General features: G+C 41.2%; 13 protein-coding genes. All 13 read right to left on the bottom strand.

All coding sequences use genetic code 11. The annotated features are described in order from the left end of the window. Positions 1–277 precede the first annotated feature (277 nt). The 13 genes from LNTAR_RS11815 to LNTAR_RS26915 all read right to left on the bottom strand — a co-directional run bounded on the left by LNTAR_RS11815 (position 278) and on the right by LNTAR_RS26915 (position 18,217). Positions 278–2,404, bottom strand: a complete 2,127-nt coding sequence (locus LNTAR_RS11815; RefSeq protein WP_007278943.1) for an MGH1-like glycoside hydrolase domain-containing protein — start codon at positions 2,402–2,404, stop codon at positions 278–280. Between the two features lie 210 nt (positions 2,405–2,614). After that, on the bottom strand, positions 2,615–2,980 hold the full coding sequence (locus LNTAR_RS11810; protein WP_007278942.1) for a hypothetical protein: 366 nt from the start codon (positions 2,978–2,980) through the stop codon (positions 2,615–2,617). Beyond that, positions 2,892–3,149, bottom strand: a complete 258-nt coding sequence (locus tag LNTAR_RS27195) for a hypothetical protein (RefSeq protein ID WP_157473521.1) — start codon at positions 3,147–3,149, stop codon at positions 2,892–2,894. Before LNTAR_RS27195 ends, LNTAR_RS11810 begins: the two co-directional genes overlap by 89 nt. Before the next feature lie 569 nt (positions 3,150–3,718). Then, a complete protein-coding gene (locus LNTAR_RS11805; RefSeq protein ID WP_007278939.1) occupies positions 3,719–4,483 on the bottom strand; it encodes a glycoside hydrolase family 43 protein in 765 nt (254 codons plus the stop codon). A gap of 85 nt (positions 4,484–4,568) precedes the next feature. Further along, complete coding sequence (locus tag LNTAR_RS26645) at positions 4,569–5,003, bottom strand: type II secretion system protein (protein WP_238527757.1); 435 nt, start codon at positions 5,001–5,003, stop codon at positions 4,569–4,571. 210 nt (positions 5,004–5,213) lie between these two features. Beyond that, positions 5,214–6,629 carry a DUF7133 domain-containing protein gene (locus LNTAR_RS11795; RefSeq protein ID WP_007278937.1) on the bottom strand — a complete coding sequence of 472 codons (1,416 nt, stop codon included), beginning with the start codon at positions 6,627–6,629 and terminating at the stop codon, positions 5,214–5,216. Continuing rightward, on the bottom strand, positions 6,629–7,915 hold the full coding sequence (locus LNTAR_RS25645; RefSeq protein WP_007278936.1) for a c-type cytochrome: 1,287 nt from the start codon (positions 7,913–7,915) through the stop codon (positions 6,629–6,631). The genes LNTAR_RS11795 and LNTAR_RS25645 overlap by 1 nt, the downstream gene beginning before the upstream one ends. A gap of 76 nt (positions 7,916–7,991) precedes the next feature. Beyond that, positions 7,992–10,145, bottom strand: coding sequence for a DUF7133 domain-containing protein (locus LNTAR_RS11785; protein WP_007278935.1), 2,154 nt, complete (start codon positions 10,143–10,145; stop codon positions 7,992–7,994). 112 nt (positions 10,146–10,257) lie between these two features. Continuing rightward, the gene (locus LNTAR_RS11780; protein ID WP_007278934.1) at positions 10,258–13,197 is read right to left on the bottom strand and encodes a hypothetical protein; all 2,940 of its coding nucleotides are present in this window, start codon (positions 13,195–13,197) and stop codon (positions 10,258–10,260) included. Between the two features lie 104 nt (positions 13,198–13,301). Beyond that, positions 13,302–13,838 carry a carbohydrate-binding protein gene (locus tag LNTAR_RS11775; RefSeq protein ID WP_007278933.1) on the bottom strand — a complete coding sequence of 179 codons (537 nt, stop codon included), beginning with the start codon at positions 13,836–13,838 and terminating at the stop codon, positions 13,302–13,304. A gap of 52 nt (positions 13,839–13,890) precedes the next feature. Next, the gene (locus tag LNTAR_RS11770) at positions 13,891–15,336 is read right to left on the bottom strand and encodes a sulfatase-like hydrolase/transferase (protein WP_007278932.1); all 1,446 of its coding nucleotides are present in this window, start codon (positions 15,334–15,336) and stop codon (positions 13,891–13,893) included. Between the two features lie 247 nt (positions 15,337–15,583). Then, positions 15,584–16,396 (bottom strand): ThuA domain-containing protein, encoded by an 813-nt coding sequence (locus LNTAR_RS11765; protein ID WP_007278931.1) that lies wholly within the window; start codon positions 16,394–16,396, stop codon positions 15,584–15,586. Positions 16,397–17,503: 1,107 nt separating this feature from the next. Further along, entirely contained in the window at positions 17,504–18,217 is a 714-nt protein-coding gene (locus tag LNTAR_RS26915; protein WP_007278930.1) for a prepilin-type N-terminal cleavage/methylation domain-containing protein, read from the bottom strand. Positions 18,218–18,497 lie beyond the last annotated feature (280 nt).

Here is an 18,497-nt window from a genome sequence, read left to right as displayed (position 1 = left end):
TTGAAAAGAAATATTGCATAATTTTCGTCCTAGGTTTTGTAGTTTAGTAACGTTCTTTAGGATATAAGAGGCAAGGGGAGGCAGGGCGTAACAATAAAAATAAATTTTTTCGAAAGAAATATTCTATTCGCATAATGAGTACGCTACTAAGACCTTAAGGAATTTGCTTTCAGTCAGGCCATTTCAGCCCAAATCGATTTCTTAATAAATTTTCTGTTGTATCGCTTAGTAAGGGACTAATTCCTTTGACAAAAGGACCGTTTCAAAAGTTTATAGGCTAAATATTTATATACTTTTTTACTGGTTTAATCTTCTTGGTTTTTACTGTCTTAATCGTCTTTACTTTTACTGATAAAATTCCGAGTGCTTTACCCTTGCTGGGTGTCATAAGGATGCGTACATAGCGAGATTTTAGCGTTTCTTTAAACTGAACGGTATTATAGTCGTCCAGCTCGACACCGAACTGACCATCAGAGGAGGGCACTTTAAGCCATGGACCGGCCTGATCGTCAGAGGCTTCTATATGCCACGATGTTGGAACTTTGACACCAGCATTGTCCTGAAACCAGAATACCCCGAGCGATTTAACCGATGCTTTGTCGCCGAGATCCAACTCTACCCACTGGCTTTTGCCTGTCTGCGGCCATGAGGTCCATCGTTTGATGCTCTCGTCACCTGATCCATAGGGGGTACTGTTTTGGATCAGACCGCTTGTCGTGTCACTTGTGTTTGTATGCGAAGCTCTTACCGCCAGCACTTTCAAATGAGTGGAGTCATCCGTGGCAATAGGAGCTCTTTGCACGTAGGGAATAGGCGCAATACCGTCAAGTGTTCCCGTAAGCTTTGTCAGGGTTGGAGCTGCCGCGATCTTTTCACCGTTTGCATATACGGAAAGTCCTTTTCCTTTGCCGTACTTCTCTCCGCTCTTATCCCAGATGATCGTGAGGATTCGGTCGTGATAGCGGACCTTATCCAAACAAAAATAGTCCCAGGTCTTATCCGGCAGCAAGGGATTTACTTCTATCACATTGTCGGCACGAGGACGCAGTCCTACCAATCCGGTGATGATTAAATCATTATACGTGGAGTGATTATAATCCTTGCCGCGTTCCTTGCCGCCTTTGCCTTTATCCCAGGTGCCATTCTTCCATTGCTTTAACCTTGTTCTGGAGATCCAATCACCTGTGTATGGATTCAGGTTCTCGTCAATCCACGAAACCACCTCTCCGTTTTCTCGCTTCAATTGGTGGCTTTTGGTGTAGATCTTCAAGGTTTCGAAGTAGTCCTCTTTAGATACTACATTCTGTGGGTAATGGTTCAGCACGTTGGTGAGAGCTGTTAAAGTTTGAGATGTTGCAAATGGCCAGCTTGGCCCATTCCACTGACATTCATGACCCCTGTAGGATATTTGAAATCCAGGATGACGTTGCTCTGCGCTGGTTGGACCATATGGTGCGTAAAATCCCTTGGCATCCATCAGTTGCTCCCAAGCCGCTTCGTAGTCCTTGTTTTTATCCGGCAGATTGAAGTACCACGGAGTGTAGCCGTGAAGCTCACGAACTTTTTCTAATTGATTTTTATGAGGTCGCAGAACTTTAAAGAACTTTGCGTCATTATCCCAGAGTTTCGCCTGAACTTCATGCTTAATCTCTAAAGCTTTAGCCTTGTATTCTTGTGAGATATCAGTTTTGCCAGCAAGCTTGGCAATTTCAGCAATAGCTAGAGCATCACCGTACATATAGGAGTTGATCGTCGGTCTGAAGCCGTCGCCGCCAATAGCCCATTCCATGCCATCTCTGTCTGCGGATTGAGCAAATAGCACGTCGCCTTTTTTATGAGATTTTTCCCATGCCTGATAATTTTTAATTAAATCATCCAGAAAATCGATGATAAAATCTTTGTTCGGAGTCACAAGGTGACGCTTATAAAATGAGTCGGCGATCCAGAAACTGTAGCGTCGCGGCTCTCCGCCCTTGCGTAACCAGAAGGATGAGTAGTCATCCAGGATTTTGGTGTCATGAAGCCAGCGCCCTTCATAGAATTGATGCCCCGCAGGACAACTGATTGTGTTATATTTCCCCGCCCAAGGTACTTTGGGTAGAAATTCGGTGACAACATAACCATCCGGCGTAGACTTCACATGTTTACGAAAGGTCCACCAGCGGTAATAGTAATTTTTTTCAATCTGTTTGTCAGGGCACTCAAAGAAGGGGATATTCTCCTCCAAAAATACCCAGGCATCTTTATTGGGAACGTGCTGAGGATAAAGTTCTTTATCTTGTTGGTTAAACTTGTCGACATAATGTTTAAATGATTGTTTTTCTAAAACATCCGCTGAAGTGAATTGTGCTACTATTAGAAAGGAATGTAGCATCATCGCTTTATAGATTTTTGTGAGGTTCATTAAAGATTACCTAAATTTATTTACATTAAAATTTTGTGAGAATTCAAACTAGGTTTTGTCGTTTAGTAAGATTATTAGGATATAAGAGGCAAGGGGAGGCAGGGCGTAACAATAAAAATGAATTTAAACTAAAAGATTATAGAGATTCTAAATGGATGTCCCTCATTCTTTCTTATTCTTTATTTAAGTCCCTATATGTAAATGATTGCGTTACTCAATGAGGTGTATGATGGTGTAGTAGGCTTTTTTATTAGCCAGTTTTTCATTTTTGTTATCGGTGAGTTCGCTGAAATCAAAACAGTAAACACGCTCTTTCATCAATGAACATGAAATAGTCATGCTCATACCATCTTCGCTGACTTTGATTGACTGGGGTGTGATATCTTCAAAGTCAGATTTAGGTGCGCCATATTTACGGCTGTATTCGTACCACCAACGTGATATTTTAATTTTTTTGGCATCTTGGAAATTTATTGTTTGAGTGAAATCAATTTTGAAACCATTCTTTTGAAGCTTTACATCGAGGATCTCGAAAGGGATGGTTTTTTGGTCCCAAGTTATTTTTCGCCGCGGCACTTCCGTCGTTAAATAGGAAGTTCATTTTACCATTCTTGTGCTGATCAAAATCCTGGATATCAAGCATGTTTTGATTGTTATGTGTTTCTAGTGAACTCCACCAGGAAAAGCCAACTCGACTTTGCATGCCTTCCATTAATATGATCGTATCACTTTTTATCTCTGACATTTTTCTACCAATAAATTTACTGTTTATTCCAAAATCAGTGTTTAACGGTGTTGTGTCTTGGGGTGTAAACCACGACCATAAACTATTTGTTGCATATGAATTAATGGCATAATTGTCCCCCAAGGCCCCTTACCAAGCTGAACTGCCTCCATTTGGGGGGTCAAAAAAGGGTTGACACTAATCCCTTTTTAATGACAGTAATATAACCTCGTTTTTTGAGAACTGCTTCAATAGCTTTTCTAGTCTAGAAAAATAACTTGTGGTCCTAATAGAACCACAAGTTATTTTTTTGATGTAGTTCACTGAACTAACCTATTCCATAAGGTCATATCTAATGAACCACCTGCTAGCGATAAAACCTTCAACACCCTTGTGGACGTTCTATTTTTCCTTCAGTAGTCCATTCAGTATCTCGTTCGAAGTCGAGAGTACTGTTCCGTGCCTCATCCCTTTCTGAACTTCTAATTTGTCCGAAACGTCCTCCCAACTCTTGAAGTCCTTCGTTCGCATAGCCCCGTATCTATGCTTCATATAGGCATCGAAATATACGTACCAGTAATCTTTAACCTTTAGGACCGTTGCGCCTTCCACCCAAAGCCCTTTGGGGGAGAAAGGCTCGGAGATCTTTTCCAGGGTCCGGTTACCTTGTCACTAGTTGCTAAATGAAGGTTCTTAGCTGGCGGATATCTGGTTTCATCCTTGGTGATCATAAGGTATTGATTCTCGACACGGATGATGGTCGAATCGATTACGTTGAAGCCAGGGTTATAGAAGAGACGAGTCTTCGTGTAACTCTTGAAGTCCTTGGTAGTGGTACAGTACATCCGATGATTCCACCCCTTGTCTGCGCTTTTGATCGTTTCCTTGAACTTGTTAGGAAGTGTTGTTGCCCAGTAGATTACATACTGATTACCGTCCGGATCCCACGTAATCTCAGGTGCCCAGCAATTTCGAGCCGTTGGCTCATGCGCCATAACAGGAATGAATTTTTGTTCTGACCAATTGATGAGATCTTTAGAATGGGCAATACCGATGCCTTTATCGCCCCAACTCGTTGTCCAGACCATATGAAAGACCTTGTCTGGTCCTTGAATGATACAGGGGTCACGCATTAGTTTTCCCCCGATCATAGGCTTCAGGAATGACTTATCACCCTTGAGAGCAGTCCATTGCAGGCCGTTCTTGCTGTAGGCTAGGTGAAGTCCATCCTTCCCATCACCCCTAAACGACGTGAAGATATAGGCTGCGTTATTTGTCTCGGCCTCAGCTGTGCCCTCTACTTTTGCAACGCCCACAAAAATAATGGCCAGTAATAATCGTACTTGTAATCTCATCTTCGTTATTCCTTATTATTTTGTACTTCTTTTTTATATGTTCTTACTTAACTGTGCTACCAAGCCGAACTGTCTCCATTTGGACTCAAAAAAGGGTTGACACTAATTCCTTTTTAATGATCGTAATATAGCCTCGTTTTTCGAGAACTACTTCAATAGCTTTTCTATTGGTGTGAGTACGTTCGGTATCTAAAGGGCATTGATATATATCATAGTCACCGTCGTCATCTGTTATATCCCATTGATCTACCATCGAATTTCCGAGGTAAGGGTCTATGTTTCGATCCCAGCTACCGTTGTGACTTAGCTGACCATCAATACTTTGAGCTGGTGGGTATCGCCCATCATTATCCTCGGAAAATAAAAAGAATCCAAGATACATTTGTTTTTCATTATTTAAGCAGACAGCAATTTGGGAGGTTCTCCTTGCTTTGGACAAAACTGGTAAGAGTAAAGATGCAAGAATCCCGATAATGGCTACCACCACAAGTAGCTCAATTAAAGTGAATTTTGATTTCATAAAATCACCTTTTTTTCTTAAAAAGAAATGTTGCATGAAATTGCTCCTTTAGTTTTGTCGTTTAGTAACGTTCTTTAGGATATAAGAGGCAAGGGGAGGCAGGGCGTAACAATAAAAATAAATTTAAACTAAAAGATTATAGAGATTCTAAATGGATGTCCCTCATTCTTTCTTATTCTTTATTTAAGTCCCTATATGTAAATGATTGCGTTATTCAATGAGGTGTATGATGGTGTAATAAGCTTTTTTATTCGCTAGTTTGTCATTGTTGTTATTGGTGAGTTCGCTGAAATCGAAACAGTAAACACGTTCTTTCATCAAGGCACAAGAAATAGTCATGCTCATTCCATCGGCGCTAATTTTAATTGCTTGTGGAGTGAGTTCTTCAAGTTCAGATTTAGGTGCGCCATACATACGGCTGTATTCGTACCACCAACGTGATATTTTGATTTTCTTGGCATCTTGGGGATTTATTTTTTGTGTGAAGTAAATTTTGAAAGACTCTTTTTGCAACTTTACATCGAGGATTTCAAAGGGGATAGTTTTTTGGTCCCAAACAACTTTTTGTAAGCCGTAGGGACGCAATCCACGAGAGGCCCAGCCGCGACTCGTCTGTCCAGCCCATAAATTACCCTCTAGATCAAATTTTAAGCGAATATTACCGCACTGAAATCCAGACATAAAATCAATAACAGCTCCCTGGTAACGACCAGCAACCTTTTGCAGTGAAACGCGAAAAATATTTGAGCGTGATTGATCGCCGATAAAAAATTGATTCTCAAAGGGACCAAATTTGCCTTTTGTGGCATTCCACTCGGGATTGCCCGGTGAATTGGCGATTTCTTCTTGGGGGATCCATACAATGGGCAGGGTTCTCATTTTATCGAATTCCTGATCATCCATGTTTTTAAGAGTAGTCATGTTGTACTCAGGTTTATCCAGTAGTGAAATTGGGTGGCCGTAAAATTTTCCAGGTTCAAGTTGATTCAGAGTAGAGCTTGCCAGATAATCACCCTGGTTATCAGTAAAAAAGAGTTCTCCTTGCGGATTTTTTCCCAAGCCAGCTGGGGATCTTAAACCAGAGGCAATAGGGGTGAATTTTCCTTCGGGGCTCACCTTGTATGCCCAGCCACGGTAGCCACCCTCAGTGGACATGGCGCTTAGCTTCAGTCCGGGAACTTTGGGACCGGCCGCAAGGTTGAGTGAGCCTATAAAGTTGCCTTGCTTATCTTTTATACCACCAAAGTTAAATTCGTGGTAGTTGTTATGAAAGCCCCATTCATGGGAAAGGTTTAGGTAGAGGTCGGCTACACCATCTTGATCAGAATCGACCAAGCGAGTCATCTCTGGTTTCTGAGTCACCACAACAGAGCCGTCATCATCGATCACTAAACCACAGGGTTCTTGTAAACCTTTGGCAAATTGAATCCATTTTCCCTTGTCCAAGATCCATACATCGCCGTATCTAGTGGCACAGTAAACGCGACCTTGTTTATCTATATCAAGACCTGCAATATGAAAGTAAACATCCTTGGGTGTGGTAATAGTTTCTATGCTATAACCTTTGGGGTTTGCCAATAAAAACTGCGTCAGTATGATTAAGCCTAAAAAGATAAATTTTTGCATTATTTAAGCTCCTTGATAGGGATAGAGATAAAAAAGTCTTGTGGTGATTCAGGAGTGAAGAGACCGTTTTTTGTTTTACCTTTTGATAGTTTTGTATTGAGTTCTTGGGGGATTTTTAAGTTGATGTCTAAGGCATGATTTGATTTTATACTGTAGCTCAACTTGAGGGCATTATTTTCAATTTTACTTTGGAGTGATATTTCACCTTCAGATGATTTAAAGATGAATTTAGGTAGGGGCTTGTCTGAATATCCAATATATTTGAGTTTAGCTGGTTTTTCGTTAATGAATAAGTTAATGGATTGTTCTGCAGAAAGTAAATGGGTGCCAAGGGGCTTAGCAAATTGCTGGCCACGGGCGTAAATATTAGGGCCTATATCTAGGGATTTACCCAACCATAGGGCTTTTACGTCGGAAGTTTTTGGGTCAATGGCAAAGCTTATCTTATCCATGTGATTAACTATAATGGAACCGGGAGGTGCTTGAGTTATTCTTTTACGAATAATTAAAAATGCATTTTCTGCTTTGGGAATATGGCTACTCGTGATCGACCTTCGGTAGGATTCAGACGTCAAGGGAATCGTTTCTTTGCCAACTAGATCAAGAAAAAAGACAGTGCTTTTGAAATCCTTAATGTACTCAAGTCGAATATCATGGGTACCCGCCCTGAGCTCTATAGGGATTTTGATCTGATGTTGTTTACTCGTTGGAAATGGGATTTTTTTTCCATCAATATAGAGATCTATACCATCACTCTGTTTCCTTACGCCAGCAAGTACAAATTTTCCAGCTAAGTGTTTGGGGATTAAAAGCTGACCGGTGAAAGATATCGCAAATTGATTGACCTCGGGGAGATTAGGGTTGAAATGAGGGGGCTGTAATAATCTTTCTTTATTAGCTTTAATTTGACCTAAATCGACTTTGTCATTTAGCCTAAGATCGTGGTAGATTTTGTATTTAACATTTCTTAAACCTTCTTGTCTAGAAAGAATAAAATTAGCTAGATCATTTATCTGCTCTTGCTTATATAGTGTGCCAAATGCCAGCATGCCTTTTTCAGGAAAGCCATTAGTGATACTTTTAATTATATCACTTTTTGAATTGCCGTGAAGCCATTGAGCATCCTTTAAATTAGGCCCCGTGGCTCCTTCTAGTTTATTGCCATGGCAAGAAAAACAGATGGTTTCATAGAGCTTTTGGCCCCTCAGTTCAGAAAGGTCATCTGCTTTTAATAACAGGCTGCTACTAAAGATTAGGACTAAGTTTAATATATTTTTTAGTTGCATAAGCCTTTTTCTGGTTGAGTTTTATAGAGCTAGTTAAGTAGGACTGCTTGGCCTAAGATGAATAGGATAAATTCTCTTATTTAAGTTCCTTCAAAGTCCATGGTGTTTTACGTTTTTTATTGTGTTTTCGAGTATGCTTTACATCTTTCTGAGAAACTAATTGAGCTGAATTTCCCCATGAATTGCGAATGTAAGTCAAAACCTCAGAAATGTACTTATCATCGTGGGAAGCAAGTGACTCCATGGCGCCTGGGTAAGTTTTGCCGTCTACGGGCCCCATGAGACCGTGAAGAGCTATTTTTATCAACTTATCTTTGTTGCCAAGAACTCTTTTTGAGCCTTTAAAAGGCGGGGCGAGCATGGTGTCAGTGCCAGCCATTGGGGTGCCTTCGCCGTTAGCACCATGACAGGCGAAACACAATGATTTATAATGCTTGTCACCCGCAGTCATAATCTTTTGAAAGATGGGTCCCTTACCAGCCAGAGAGTCTAACTGTTCTTGTTGTTTACGCTTGTTTTCCTTGTATTTATTCCATTGAGTGAAATGATGTTTAAGTGCATCATTTTGATGATGTTTGGCCAAGAATTCTTGAAGACTTTGCTTGGCGCTTGAGTCTTTGAGACTCAAGAAAGCTTGCGTGAGTATCGAGTTAGATTGAGAATTGTTTATAATGCTTTTAAAGCTGGCTAAGATATCTTTATTGGCTTCTTTGAGCCAAGGCTCAGAAGCTCGCATGGCGTGAACCGCAAGGCGTTCATCATTTGAAGACATTTGTGTGACAAGAAAATTAGGATCCAAAGCTTGAAGTCCCTCAAGAGTCCAGAGGAGTTCGATTTTTTCTTGAGTATTTTTTGATTCTGACAAAGCCCTTTTGAGCTGAGGGGCAATACTCTTGTCATTGCGAAGTATGAGTACCTTCCTAGCGGTGCTCCTCATCCAGCCATTTTTCTTTGCGAGTAGGGGGATGATATCCTCGGAGCTTTTATTCAAGATATCGGGGCGAGTAAATTTGGCTGAGTAGTCTTTTGGTATTAAGCGATAAATACGGCCCATCTGGATATTTTTAGCGAGTCCATATTGATCTATAATACCACGTAGGTAGGAACCTTTTTTTGTCCAGTTAGCTTCCTGAATGATACCACGGTACATATCCACGATATAGAGGGCTCCATCAGGGCCCGTTTTTAAATTGATGGGGCGAAAATTAGCATCTGTGGAGCGAATAAATTCTGAATTGGGGTAAGCGTTACGCATTTGTTTGAAAGCAAGTGAGGTATCGACTTTTGCCATGCGAATCAGGCGACCCACAGGTTCTGCAAGGAGGTAGTTTCCATAAAACTCAGGCATGAGCTCTCCGCGATAGACAGTTTGTCCACAGGCGGCAGTGACATTATTGAGCGTATTGTCTTTTCTTAGTCTTCTATGACCTCCTTGAGTGTCGGGAATATTATCGATGGGCCAGACTTTGTTAAAATCCTTTTCCAGTTCATTGGGAAACTTGCTATTTGAATAAAGGACAGGGTTTTGGAAATGTTCAAAACTTTTTTCATAACCCGCAGCACCGATGGCAAGATTGCCGTCATCATCATGACCTAATCCCCATTGGCCCTTTAGATTTCCACGATAAGATTTTTGGACTTTGCCATCGACGATTTTAAGGCTGAATTCACTTTTAGTAGTGTAAATCCAATTATCCATATTCCATATCAAGCCACTGGCTTGGTGCTCCATATTTCCACCCCGACGTCCACCCTTGAACCATATTTTTTTCTCGTCGGATTCCCCATCGCCATTGGTATCGCGGTAGGAGTAGATATCGAAAGTATTGGTTTCGCACACAAGAATGCGATCATCAAGGGGTAGGATCATGCGGGGAAGCATTAAGCCGTCAATAAAAACGGAAGACTTATCCATTGTGCCATCGCCATCTGTGTCAGTCAATTTCATAACGCGGCTCGTCTTGTCAAACTGACCAGTCGCATTGGCATCTTGCATGTAGGTTTTCATCTCAATCACATACATGTCGCCATTGGCATCCCATACACAGTCAACCGGCTCGGTGATCATGGGCTCAGAGGCGACAACTTGTAGCTTGTAGCCCTCGGGGACTTGGATAGTCTTCATGCTTTCTGCAGGGCTGAGTGCTTTTACTTGCTCATAAAGAGAAGTGACTTGCTCAGCCATTAAGGAAGAGCTGATAAGCATGAGGCTTAGAAACGTTTTTTTCATAGGATTCAACCGATTTAATACTTGTGTTATAAATACTGAGCGGTGAAAAATCATTAAGCGTAACAACTTTTGACACTAATTCATGAAAAAGAAAATGAGTCTTCCTTAGGTCTTAGTCATGTTCCACAATGATAGGTTTGCCTTCGGTGAGAAAACGGGTTGACAACCATACCTTATCTGGGGTGTTATCTGCAGTAACTTGGAACTTCTGGTAACCGCGCTCGATGAGATATGAATCTTTTTTAACAGGTAAATTGGTTATGAGGTTCCAGTTTTTATCGTATTGTTGCGCAGTTTTTCCACCACGATAATCTAAGTATTGACCGCTTTTTATGGAACCTTTCACAGTGAGGCTACCTTTGCCACCGTTGAGAACAATGCGAGGATTATGAACGATTTCAAGGTGCTCTTTAAGTGCTTTTATGTTGTGTACCGTAATATTGACATTCGTATTCGCAGGCACGTGAGCTAGGCCAATTTGCATTTGCTTAGGCATGTAATTATCCGCTGCAACTCCGCATCTGTGAGGACCTCCCCAATCACTGCCAGCCCAGTAGGCTTCTCCATTGGGGATCTCAATATATTTTTCTCCCTTAAAATCTATCTTAATGGCATAGTCGCGCTTAGTGCCACTTCGAATTAATAGAATAGCACCTGAATTGTCACCTTTTACCGTCATTCCGATGCCACGGTGTTGGCGCAAGTTAAGTGTCTTTTTCCAGGTGGCTAGCATGGGGTGACCCTTGCCATTAAAGGTACTTTTATTACGGTTATTAAAGTCGATGGTTAAGCCATTTTCTACTTGACTTAACTTCATCTCAGTAGGATTGGTAATTTCTTCAAAATGATCAAAAAGAGATATGTTTTCATGGTCTTTAGGGTCCACCTTGGACATCACGCGTAGAGTAAATTGAGGTGCTTGTTTTTGGAAAGGGTTTTCAAGTTCTAAGCTGTCTCCGAACTTAATGTATTGCTGAGGAGTTACCCATCCAACTTCTCCACCCTGACAGCCCCATTTAACATCGCCTTTACGTCGCGTCAGAGGGTTTTTTTGAGGGTAGATTTTTGTTTTACCATCTTCTTTTTTCAAGCACCACACCATTTTGGATGTGAAGCCGCGATTTAGGGGTGGTTCCATCGTTGATCTAATTCTTTTCCGCTGCGAGTTACTTAATTTAGGGCTGATATCTTTCCAGTCACGTACAAGATCCACCAAGTCCTGGAAACGGCCATACTTCTCCCAGTCACCAGGGTAGTGTAGGGGTAGGTGCATAGAAAAATCACTATGCTTAACAGAGGCGACCTGAGCCATGCGTAAATGAGCTTCGTCAACTGTGGCAGCAGCGCGAGAGATACTTGCGGTGCGTGGGCGAACGCCCATATCACCACGGAAGCCCATTCTCACAGGTTCAGCCTTTTTGAAAGTATTTATGTAGTGTTCAAAGTGCCCCCAAAGTTGACATCCGTGTCCGGTATCATAATAGGTGGGATGATCAAATCTTTTGTAAGCTTCCTGAAGCCAAAGTCTAATCTGAATACCCTTGGCTCCGCTCCAGTAATGAGGGTTGGCGCCATCATAGTTCATGTTGGTCATTTGGGTTTCATTCCATAAGTCAGCCTGTTCATTGATCATTTCATAAAAAAGAGGACTGTGGGTTTTGGGAATAAACTGAGAGCCGTAATTAGCCAAGAGACCTTTAGCTGAAGACCCTTTTGTGTGGTCTGCGGGGTTTGTTGAGCCGAAGCCCCGAGTGCAATTGCGTAAAACCCATACTTTGCCTTCGGTATTCAAAGCCTGCTCAAACTTGATAATTTCATCATTAACATGAATAAAGTTATAGTGCACCCAGTGATTGAGTGCGGGTGCGGGCTGATCATGCCATTCTCTGCTTGGCAATTCAAGTCCTTTTTCAGGGATAAAATAAATGGTTTGTTCATCTGCATCAATGGACTTTGCTAGAGTACCACTACCCCAGTCGGCTAGATCTTTTCGAGGAGAGGTCCCAATAAAAACAGGGTCATTTTGATTGATTTCACACCAGTTATAGTGCAGCGAGAGGCTTTTATCTCTTTTGTTTAAAGTTTGAGCAAACTTAACTAGATCTTCGCGACCATTGGTAAAGAAGCCTCCTTTTTTTACCCGACAGTGATGAGCGCTGTCGTGCCATGTCCAGTGGTAGAGATGAACCTCACGCACCCCCATTTTATCGATGTGGGGAAGTAGCCTTTCAAATTCATCACTTCCTTTGACATGTGAGTACCAAAAAGAACTGCGATCAGAGAAAGTGTTGGTCCAGTCTTTCATCCATCGCTTAACTCCTGCAATATCCCAATCGTATTCAACCTTTGGGTGGGGCAATTTTTCATTGGCCCAGATATTAATGAAGATCTCGTCCTCCGCTTCATCTCCTTCGTCGTAATAGAGTGCAAAACCACCACGTGGTAAAGGCTCACCTAGGTAGTTTTCTGAACCCATCCAGAGTGCAGGCCATGTGACAGGAAATTTACGGTTTAATGGGTCCATGCCACTGAAAAAAGTCATGTAGTCTAATGGCATGGGACGTAAGCGATGGTCACCATTGATTCCAAAAGCAAGAGTGTAGTTGGACGATTTGGGGATACCCACAAGGGATTTAATTCGAAAAGCAATATACTCTTCTGATTCTATGACCGAAAAAATAACTTTCTGTGAGCCGCGTTTAGAGACCACCATATAGCTATTGTCCTCAAGCTTATGTAGAGAAGCAAATGCAATGGGCTTAGCATTGCGTCCAATGAGATAAAAACCCAAGCTAGGAAAATTTGTATTGAGAAGCTCTTTGCCGTCTGGGAGATGTTTAATGGAGACAAGTCTAGTATTGGCGGCAATACGAAGGCGTAAGTGATTGCACGAGAATTCAGCAGCTCCGCCTTTGATTTCATAAGTGCGGTAATGATCGTTGGCAGTTAAAACTGAATCTCCGCTTGCAATGAGTTCATTAACTGATGGGGCGACGTCTTTTGCAAGTAAGGAAGAGCTGATAAGCATGAGGCTTAGAAACGTTTTTTTCATAGAATTCAACCGAGTTAATAATGGTGTTATTAATACTAAGCGGTGAAAAATCAATAAGCGTAACAAATTAAAATTTCTTATGAGCACATATCAAAATGTTCAGTTTAAATATATATAAGCTTAGGGCTTTTCTTGATTTTTGTGGCGCCTTTTTCAAAGCCAAACCAATTTAAGTTGAAGATGCCGTTGGCGTTGCCAGTAAAAACAAGATAGAGATTTACGGTACTTTTCAGCTCCTTGATTTCACATGAGACACTTTCCCAATTAGTCCAGCCTCCCGTAGGTTTAACGTGGCAAGAGCCGATTAATTCACCAGTTTGACTTCCCATTCGAATTTCTATCGTGCCACCATGATTATTACCGCAGGAGACTCGAGCGGTAAAACGGCTAAAACCATCTGGGTTTTTTATCCCTTTGAACATAATCCAGTGTCCATTATTAATGTATGCAAGGTGTTTTCCACCTTCTGAGCAGTTTTCAATTTTCATTCCTTGGGATTTTTTGTTAAAAGTTTCGGCCTCTATTTTTTTTACTGAACTTATAGTAAGAAAATAGTCACTTTTGTTAGAGTCGATTAAGGAGGGAGAATTTTGTGCATAGATCGCAAAAGTTGTGATAAAAAAGATTAAGATATAATTCATATAAAGTCCTAATTAAGTGAGTTAGATTTCGTATGTACGAATAGATATTTGCTTATTTCCATGTATGTGAATCCTCAAGTAAATCCTGATATTGCAGCTTGAGAAATTTAATCATTTGAGCTGATTTTTTTGGGTTTTGATTGCTAAGATCATTAGCCTCTGATTTGTCTTTGCTGAGATTATAGAGTTGGTAATCAGATAAAGTTGCTGCTGTGACTTTGGGGAAGTTTTTTGAAGTGATATTATGGTACCTAGGAAGATTTAATTTTGCACTGATCTTCCAATCACCATGACGCATTGCGACCTGACGCTCATTGAGGGCCGCATAATAAATCCAGAGCAGGGGCTTATGGCGAGTCATTTTTTTCTTGTGGAGAGCAGGGGTGAAATTACTGCCATCTAAATTTAATGACTTAGAGTTAGATGCCTGTGCTAAATCACAAAAAGTTGGGAAGAAATCTAAGGCTGAAATGACTTGGTCGCTGATTTGACCCGTAGCTATTTTTTCTGGCCAGTGCATGATAGCCGGTACGCGAAAACCAGCTTCGGCAGTCCAGAGCTTCATTCCCTTGAGTTCACCTGGTGAACCATAAGACCGACTCGCTGCTTCATAACGATTAAGCGTTTCAGGCCCATTATCTGAAGTAAAAATGACTAAGGTATTGTCATTTATTTTTAATTTTTTGAGTTGATTCATCAAGCTGCCAACAGCCTTGTCGAGGTTTTCTACATTAGCAAAATACTCAGCTTGATTGGTATTTTCAGCAATTCCTTTGTAAGTGTCGACAATCTTTTGAGGAGAAGCAATGGGTTCATGGGGTTCATGAAAAGAAAGGTAAATGAAAAAGGGCTGCTTTTCATTTTGTTTGACGTGATCTTCCATCCAGTTAATGGCCTCGTTTGTGACGATTTGGCAGCTAAAACCCTCTATGGGGCCAAGCTCTACGCCATTTCGGATGAAATTAACGGGATTCTTGTGAGATGGCGCAGCATTGTTTTGTGTGGCGAACCAGTAATCAAAGCCAGCGTCTTGGGGTTGAGCTTGATTTGTGTTGATTAGCGCTCCATTACAATGCCATTTGCCCGATAAGCATGTTGCGTATCCAGCCTTCTGTAATAATTGAGGAAAGGTGATTTCATTTTTGCGCATGTGGGGGCTCGAACTCTCTGAACTATGGGGGATCCAGTCGTAGACACCAGCTCGATTCGGGCTGCGACCCGTTAAAAGGCCAACGCGAGATGCGGAGCAGACGGGTGCAGCTGAATAAAAATGGTTAAAGCGTATGCCTTCTTTAGCCATTTGATCGAGGTTTGGTGTTTTTATTTGTTTGTGCCCATAGCAAGCCAGGTCGCCATAGCCAAGATCGTCACAGAGTATCAGGACTATGTTTGGGCGCTCAGTATCTTTTTTTGTTTGAGGTGTTTGTGCATAGAGGTTCATTGAGATGAACAAGGCTAGTACACTTAAAAATCTATAGTTTAAACGACTTGATTTCATTGAATTCACCTTAAGTTACTTGTGTTTATTTTGGAGGGTAGATGAACTCAGTTTCCTTGAAGCTGAGTTCATTTATATCTGGGTTGTCCAATTCCCAAATTCGTGTTCTATACTAAGCTAAACTTCTTGATCTTTTGACTTCATTGACTTACAACTTTTTTAAGGCCAGGGGTAATACTGCAAAAAGTTGTAAAGTTCTGAAAACAAAATCCTACGATCTTATTAAAATTTAGCTCAAGGGGTCAGCTTACTTTAAAACAGTTATTTTCTTTTGATATCCTGGACTTACTTTACCATCTTTGTCGAGCTTATTAGCCGCCCAAAGAATACCCAAGGCCATCATTTTTTTGTAGACATCTTGTTCCATAGTTGAAGTGTCATGACCTAGTGTGGTACCAAACATTTTAATCCCCAAATTAGTGTGAGAAAAAATACATTCCTCAGTATGTTTAGCGCCTGTAAGAGTGGTTCCTGTTGCTAGAGATTGAGTCGTTTTTTTAAGGCTTGTTTCGTAGAGTTCGCCTTTTTCCGTTTGCCAGCCATCGGTGCCGAGAGCTTTCATGACCGGGTGAGTTTTGTCCGTAACTTCTATTTTAAGCGGGGAATTGTGGTGGTGACGAATGCTGTTGATACCGCAGATTCTATCCCACGCTTCACGTTTTGTTTTAAACCAAGTATGGAAAGAGCCATGAGTCATGATAACACCGACTTTGTTTTTGATGTGATTATCTATCACTTTATTAATGGCGTCATCATCCTTAAAAAAGACCTGGCAGTGATTGTGGAAAACCACATCATAACCTTTGCAGAAGTCGCCCTTAAAAACTTCTGGAAGTTTGTTTTCAGTGGGGCTAAGTGGATGTTCTTTGGTAGAAGTCCACTTTATGGTAACTTCAGCATTAATCTGACTTTCGATAGCCTCTTTTAAAACAGGGGCTTGTTTTTTATAATCATGCCAGCCACCACCTGTGATCATCAAGACTTGTATGGGTTTAACTTGAGTACTTGCACATGCGATACTTGTAAAAAGTATGATCAGCAACATTGTTATTTTTTTCATTTAATATCCTTAGCTTATTTTTTTTTAGCATCACTGCAGAGTGTTCTGAAGGTGCTGTTGTGTTCTTCTGACTAAACTAGAGGAGTGGATGCAGTCAGCGTAACGAGTATTTGAAACAAATATTATTTTTTTAGGTTGTGAAGCTAGCTATTTGGCGATGAATTAGATGGGCATCGAGTTGTGAAGAAAGGGTAGGAGGTCTATGTCATGCCTTCGGCATTCAAAAGAAGTGCTAAAAGCACGGCATAATTTAGCCTGGCCCGTAAGGGCTAGGACTACTAAACAAAAACACTATTGTGAGTTCTGAAGGAACGGCATAGAGCTCTATGTCATGCCTTCGGCATTCTGATGCATGAACTTCTGTCATTATCCCAAGGCTTACGCCATTGGGCTGTGTTATATCATGCCTTCGGCATTCAAAATAAGTGCTGAAAGCACGGCATAATTTAGCCTGGCCCGTAAGGGCTAGGACTACTAAACAAAAACACTATTGTGAGTTCTGAAGGGACGGCATAGAGCTCTATATCATACCTTCGGCATTCTGATGAATGAACTTTTGTCATTATCCCAAGGCTTACGCCATTGGGCTGTGTTATATCATGCCTTCGGCATTCAAAATAAGTGCAGAAAGTACGGTACAACAAGGCTTGATTTATTAGGTAAATTGAGTGCTGAAAGCACGGCATAATTTAGCCTGGCCCGGGCTAGGACTACTAAACAAAAACACTATTGTGAGTTCTGAAGGAACGGCATAGAGCTCTATGTCATGCCTTTGGCATTCTGATGAATGAACTTCTGTCATTATCCCAAGGCTTACGCCATTGGGCTGTGTTATATCATGCCTTCGGCATTCAAAATAAGTGCAGAAAGTACGGTACAACAAGGCTTGATTTATTAGGTAAATTGAGTGCTGAAAGCACGGCATAATTTAGCCTGGCCCGTAAGGGCTAGGACTACTAAACAAAAACACTATTGTGAGTTCTGAAGGAACGGCATAGAGTGATATGTTTAAGCTATCCCCGTGTCACCATTGATTTGAAGTGAACTGCTGCTTAGCAGAGCTTACTTGCCTATTTCGCAAAAAAGTCTGTATTATGGTGATAAAAACTAATTGTCATAATTGAGGTTTCCCAGGCGCCAGCCACCATTTGGCCAGTTCCACAAGTCACCTCGCCCAAAACCAAGCATTTGTGGGTTTTGAATTATTGTCAGATCTCTCATGGGTTTTACATGACCATCAGTGAAAAGAACGTTTGCTTTGCTATCATGCCGCGGGGAGATGAACCAGGCCCTCCAATCAAGAAATACCCCATCACTCCATCCGTCCATAGTGAAAGCTACTTCGGAAGGGGTAGGAATAGAAGTCAATTTCACATTATACCGAAGTTGGGCATTTCCTGGATAGCTGTTCCTCCATTGCATCCATTCAGGAGCATCACCTTTTTGAGTTACTGGACATACAAATACATCCCAGTTAGACATATAATTGAAATGATAAATTGGTTTATAACAAGTAGCACTTGGACCTTTTGCATTTGTCAAATTACTACCATAATAAGCTCCAGCATCATAGGCGCCGCTCTGCCAATTTCCGCCAGTAAAACGATTGTCATTATCACTAAGATACATAGCACTAGCAATCCCGATCTGGTGTTCATTACTAACACAAAGGGCCGCCCTCGCGGTTCTCCTTGCTTTGGACAAAACTGGTAAGAGTAAAGATGCTAATATTCCAATAATGGCTATCACCACAAGTAGTTCGATCAAAGTAAACCTTGATTTCATGAAATCACCTTTTTTATTTAAAATGAAAAGTTGCATAATTTTCGTCCCAAGTTTTGTCGTTTAGTAAGGTTTTCAAAGATATAAGAGGCGGGGCGGGGCGGGGCGTAACAATAAAAATAATTTTTTTTAAAGAAATATTCTATTTGCATCATGAGTACTCTGCTAAGACCTTAAGGACTTTTATTAAAGTGAAGCGGATCTGAGGCTAAATTTTGTCATATTTGAACATGAGTCCCCAGGTTCGCTACCTAATGGTAGGAAACTTAAGAGCTTTTTAAGCTTAGATCTAATAATTTTAATATGCCCGCGGGGTCTC

Source organism: Lentisphaera araneosa HTCC2155 (genome assembly GCF_000170755.1).
GTDB classification, from domain to species: Bacteria; Verrucomicrobiota; Lentisphaeria; order Lentisphaerales; family Lentisphaeraceae; genus Lentisphaera; species Lentisphaera araneosa.
The sequence above is the reverse complement of the archived record's forward strand: the minus strand, read 5'-3'. Positions and strand labels throughout refer to the sequence as shown.

What these genes read in the sequence shown, in the direction of transcription:
- LNTAR_RS11795 (WP_007278937.1), bottom strand. Translation starts at nt 6,629, where the DNA reads ATGCAAAAATTTATCTTTTTAGGCTTAATCATACTGACGCAGTTTTTA.
- LNTAR_RS11775 (WP_007278933.1), bottom strand. Translation starts at nt 13,838, where the DNA reads ATGAATTATATCTTAATCTTTTTTATCACAACTTTTGCGATCTATGCA.
- LNTAR_RS26645 (WP_238527757.1), bottom strand. Translation starts at nt 5,003, where the DNA reads ATGAAATCAAAATTCACTTTAATTGAGCTACTTGTGGTGGTAGCCATT.
- LNTAR_RS11770 (WP_007278932.1), bottom strand. Translation starts at nt 15,336, where the DNA reads ATGAAATCAAGTCGTTTAAACTATAGATTTTTAAGTGTACTAGCCTTG.
- LNTAR_RS11815 (WP_007278943.1), bottom strand. Translation starts at nt 2,404, where the DNA reads ATGAACCTCACAAAAATCTATAAAGCGATGATGCTACATTCCTTTCTA.
- LNTAR_RS11765 (WP_007278931.1), bottom strand. Translation starts at nt 16,396, where the DNA reads ATGAAAAAAATAACAATGTTGCTGATCATACTTTTTACAAGTATCGCA.
- LNTAR_RS25645 (WP_007278936.1), bottom strand. Translation starts at nt 7,915, where the DNA reads ATGCAACTAAAAAATATATTAAACTTAGTCCTAATCTTTAGTAGCAGC.
- LNTAR_RS26915 (WP_007278930.1), bottom strand. Translation starts at nt 18,217, where the DNA reads ATGCAACTTTTCATTTTAAATAAAAAAGGTGATTTCATGAAATCAAGG.
- LNTAR_RS27195 (WP_157473521.1), bottom strand. Translation starts at nt 3,149, where the DNA reads ATGTCAGAGATAAAAAGTGATACGATCATATTAATGGAAGGCATGCAA.
- LNTAR_RS11780 (WP_007278934.1), bottom strand. Translation starts at nt 13,197, where the DNA reads ATGAAAAAAACGTTTCTAAGCCTCATGCTTATCAGCTCTTCCTTACTT.
- LNTAR_RS11805 (WP_007278939.1), bottom strand. Translation starts at nt 4,483, where the DNA reads ATGAGATTACAAGTACGATTATTACTGGCCATTATTTTTGTGGGCGTT.
- LNTAR_RS11785 (WP_007278935.1), bottom strand. Translation starts at nt 10,145, where the DNA reads ATGAAAAAAACGTTTCTAAGCCTCATGCTTATCAGCTCTTCCTTAATG.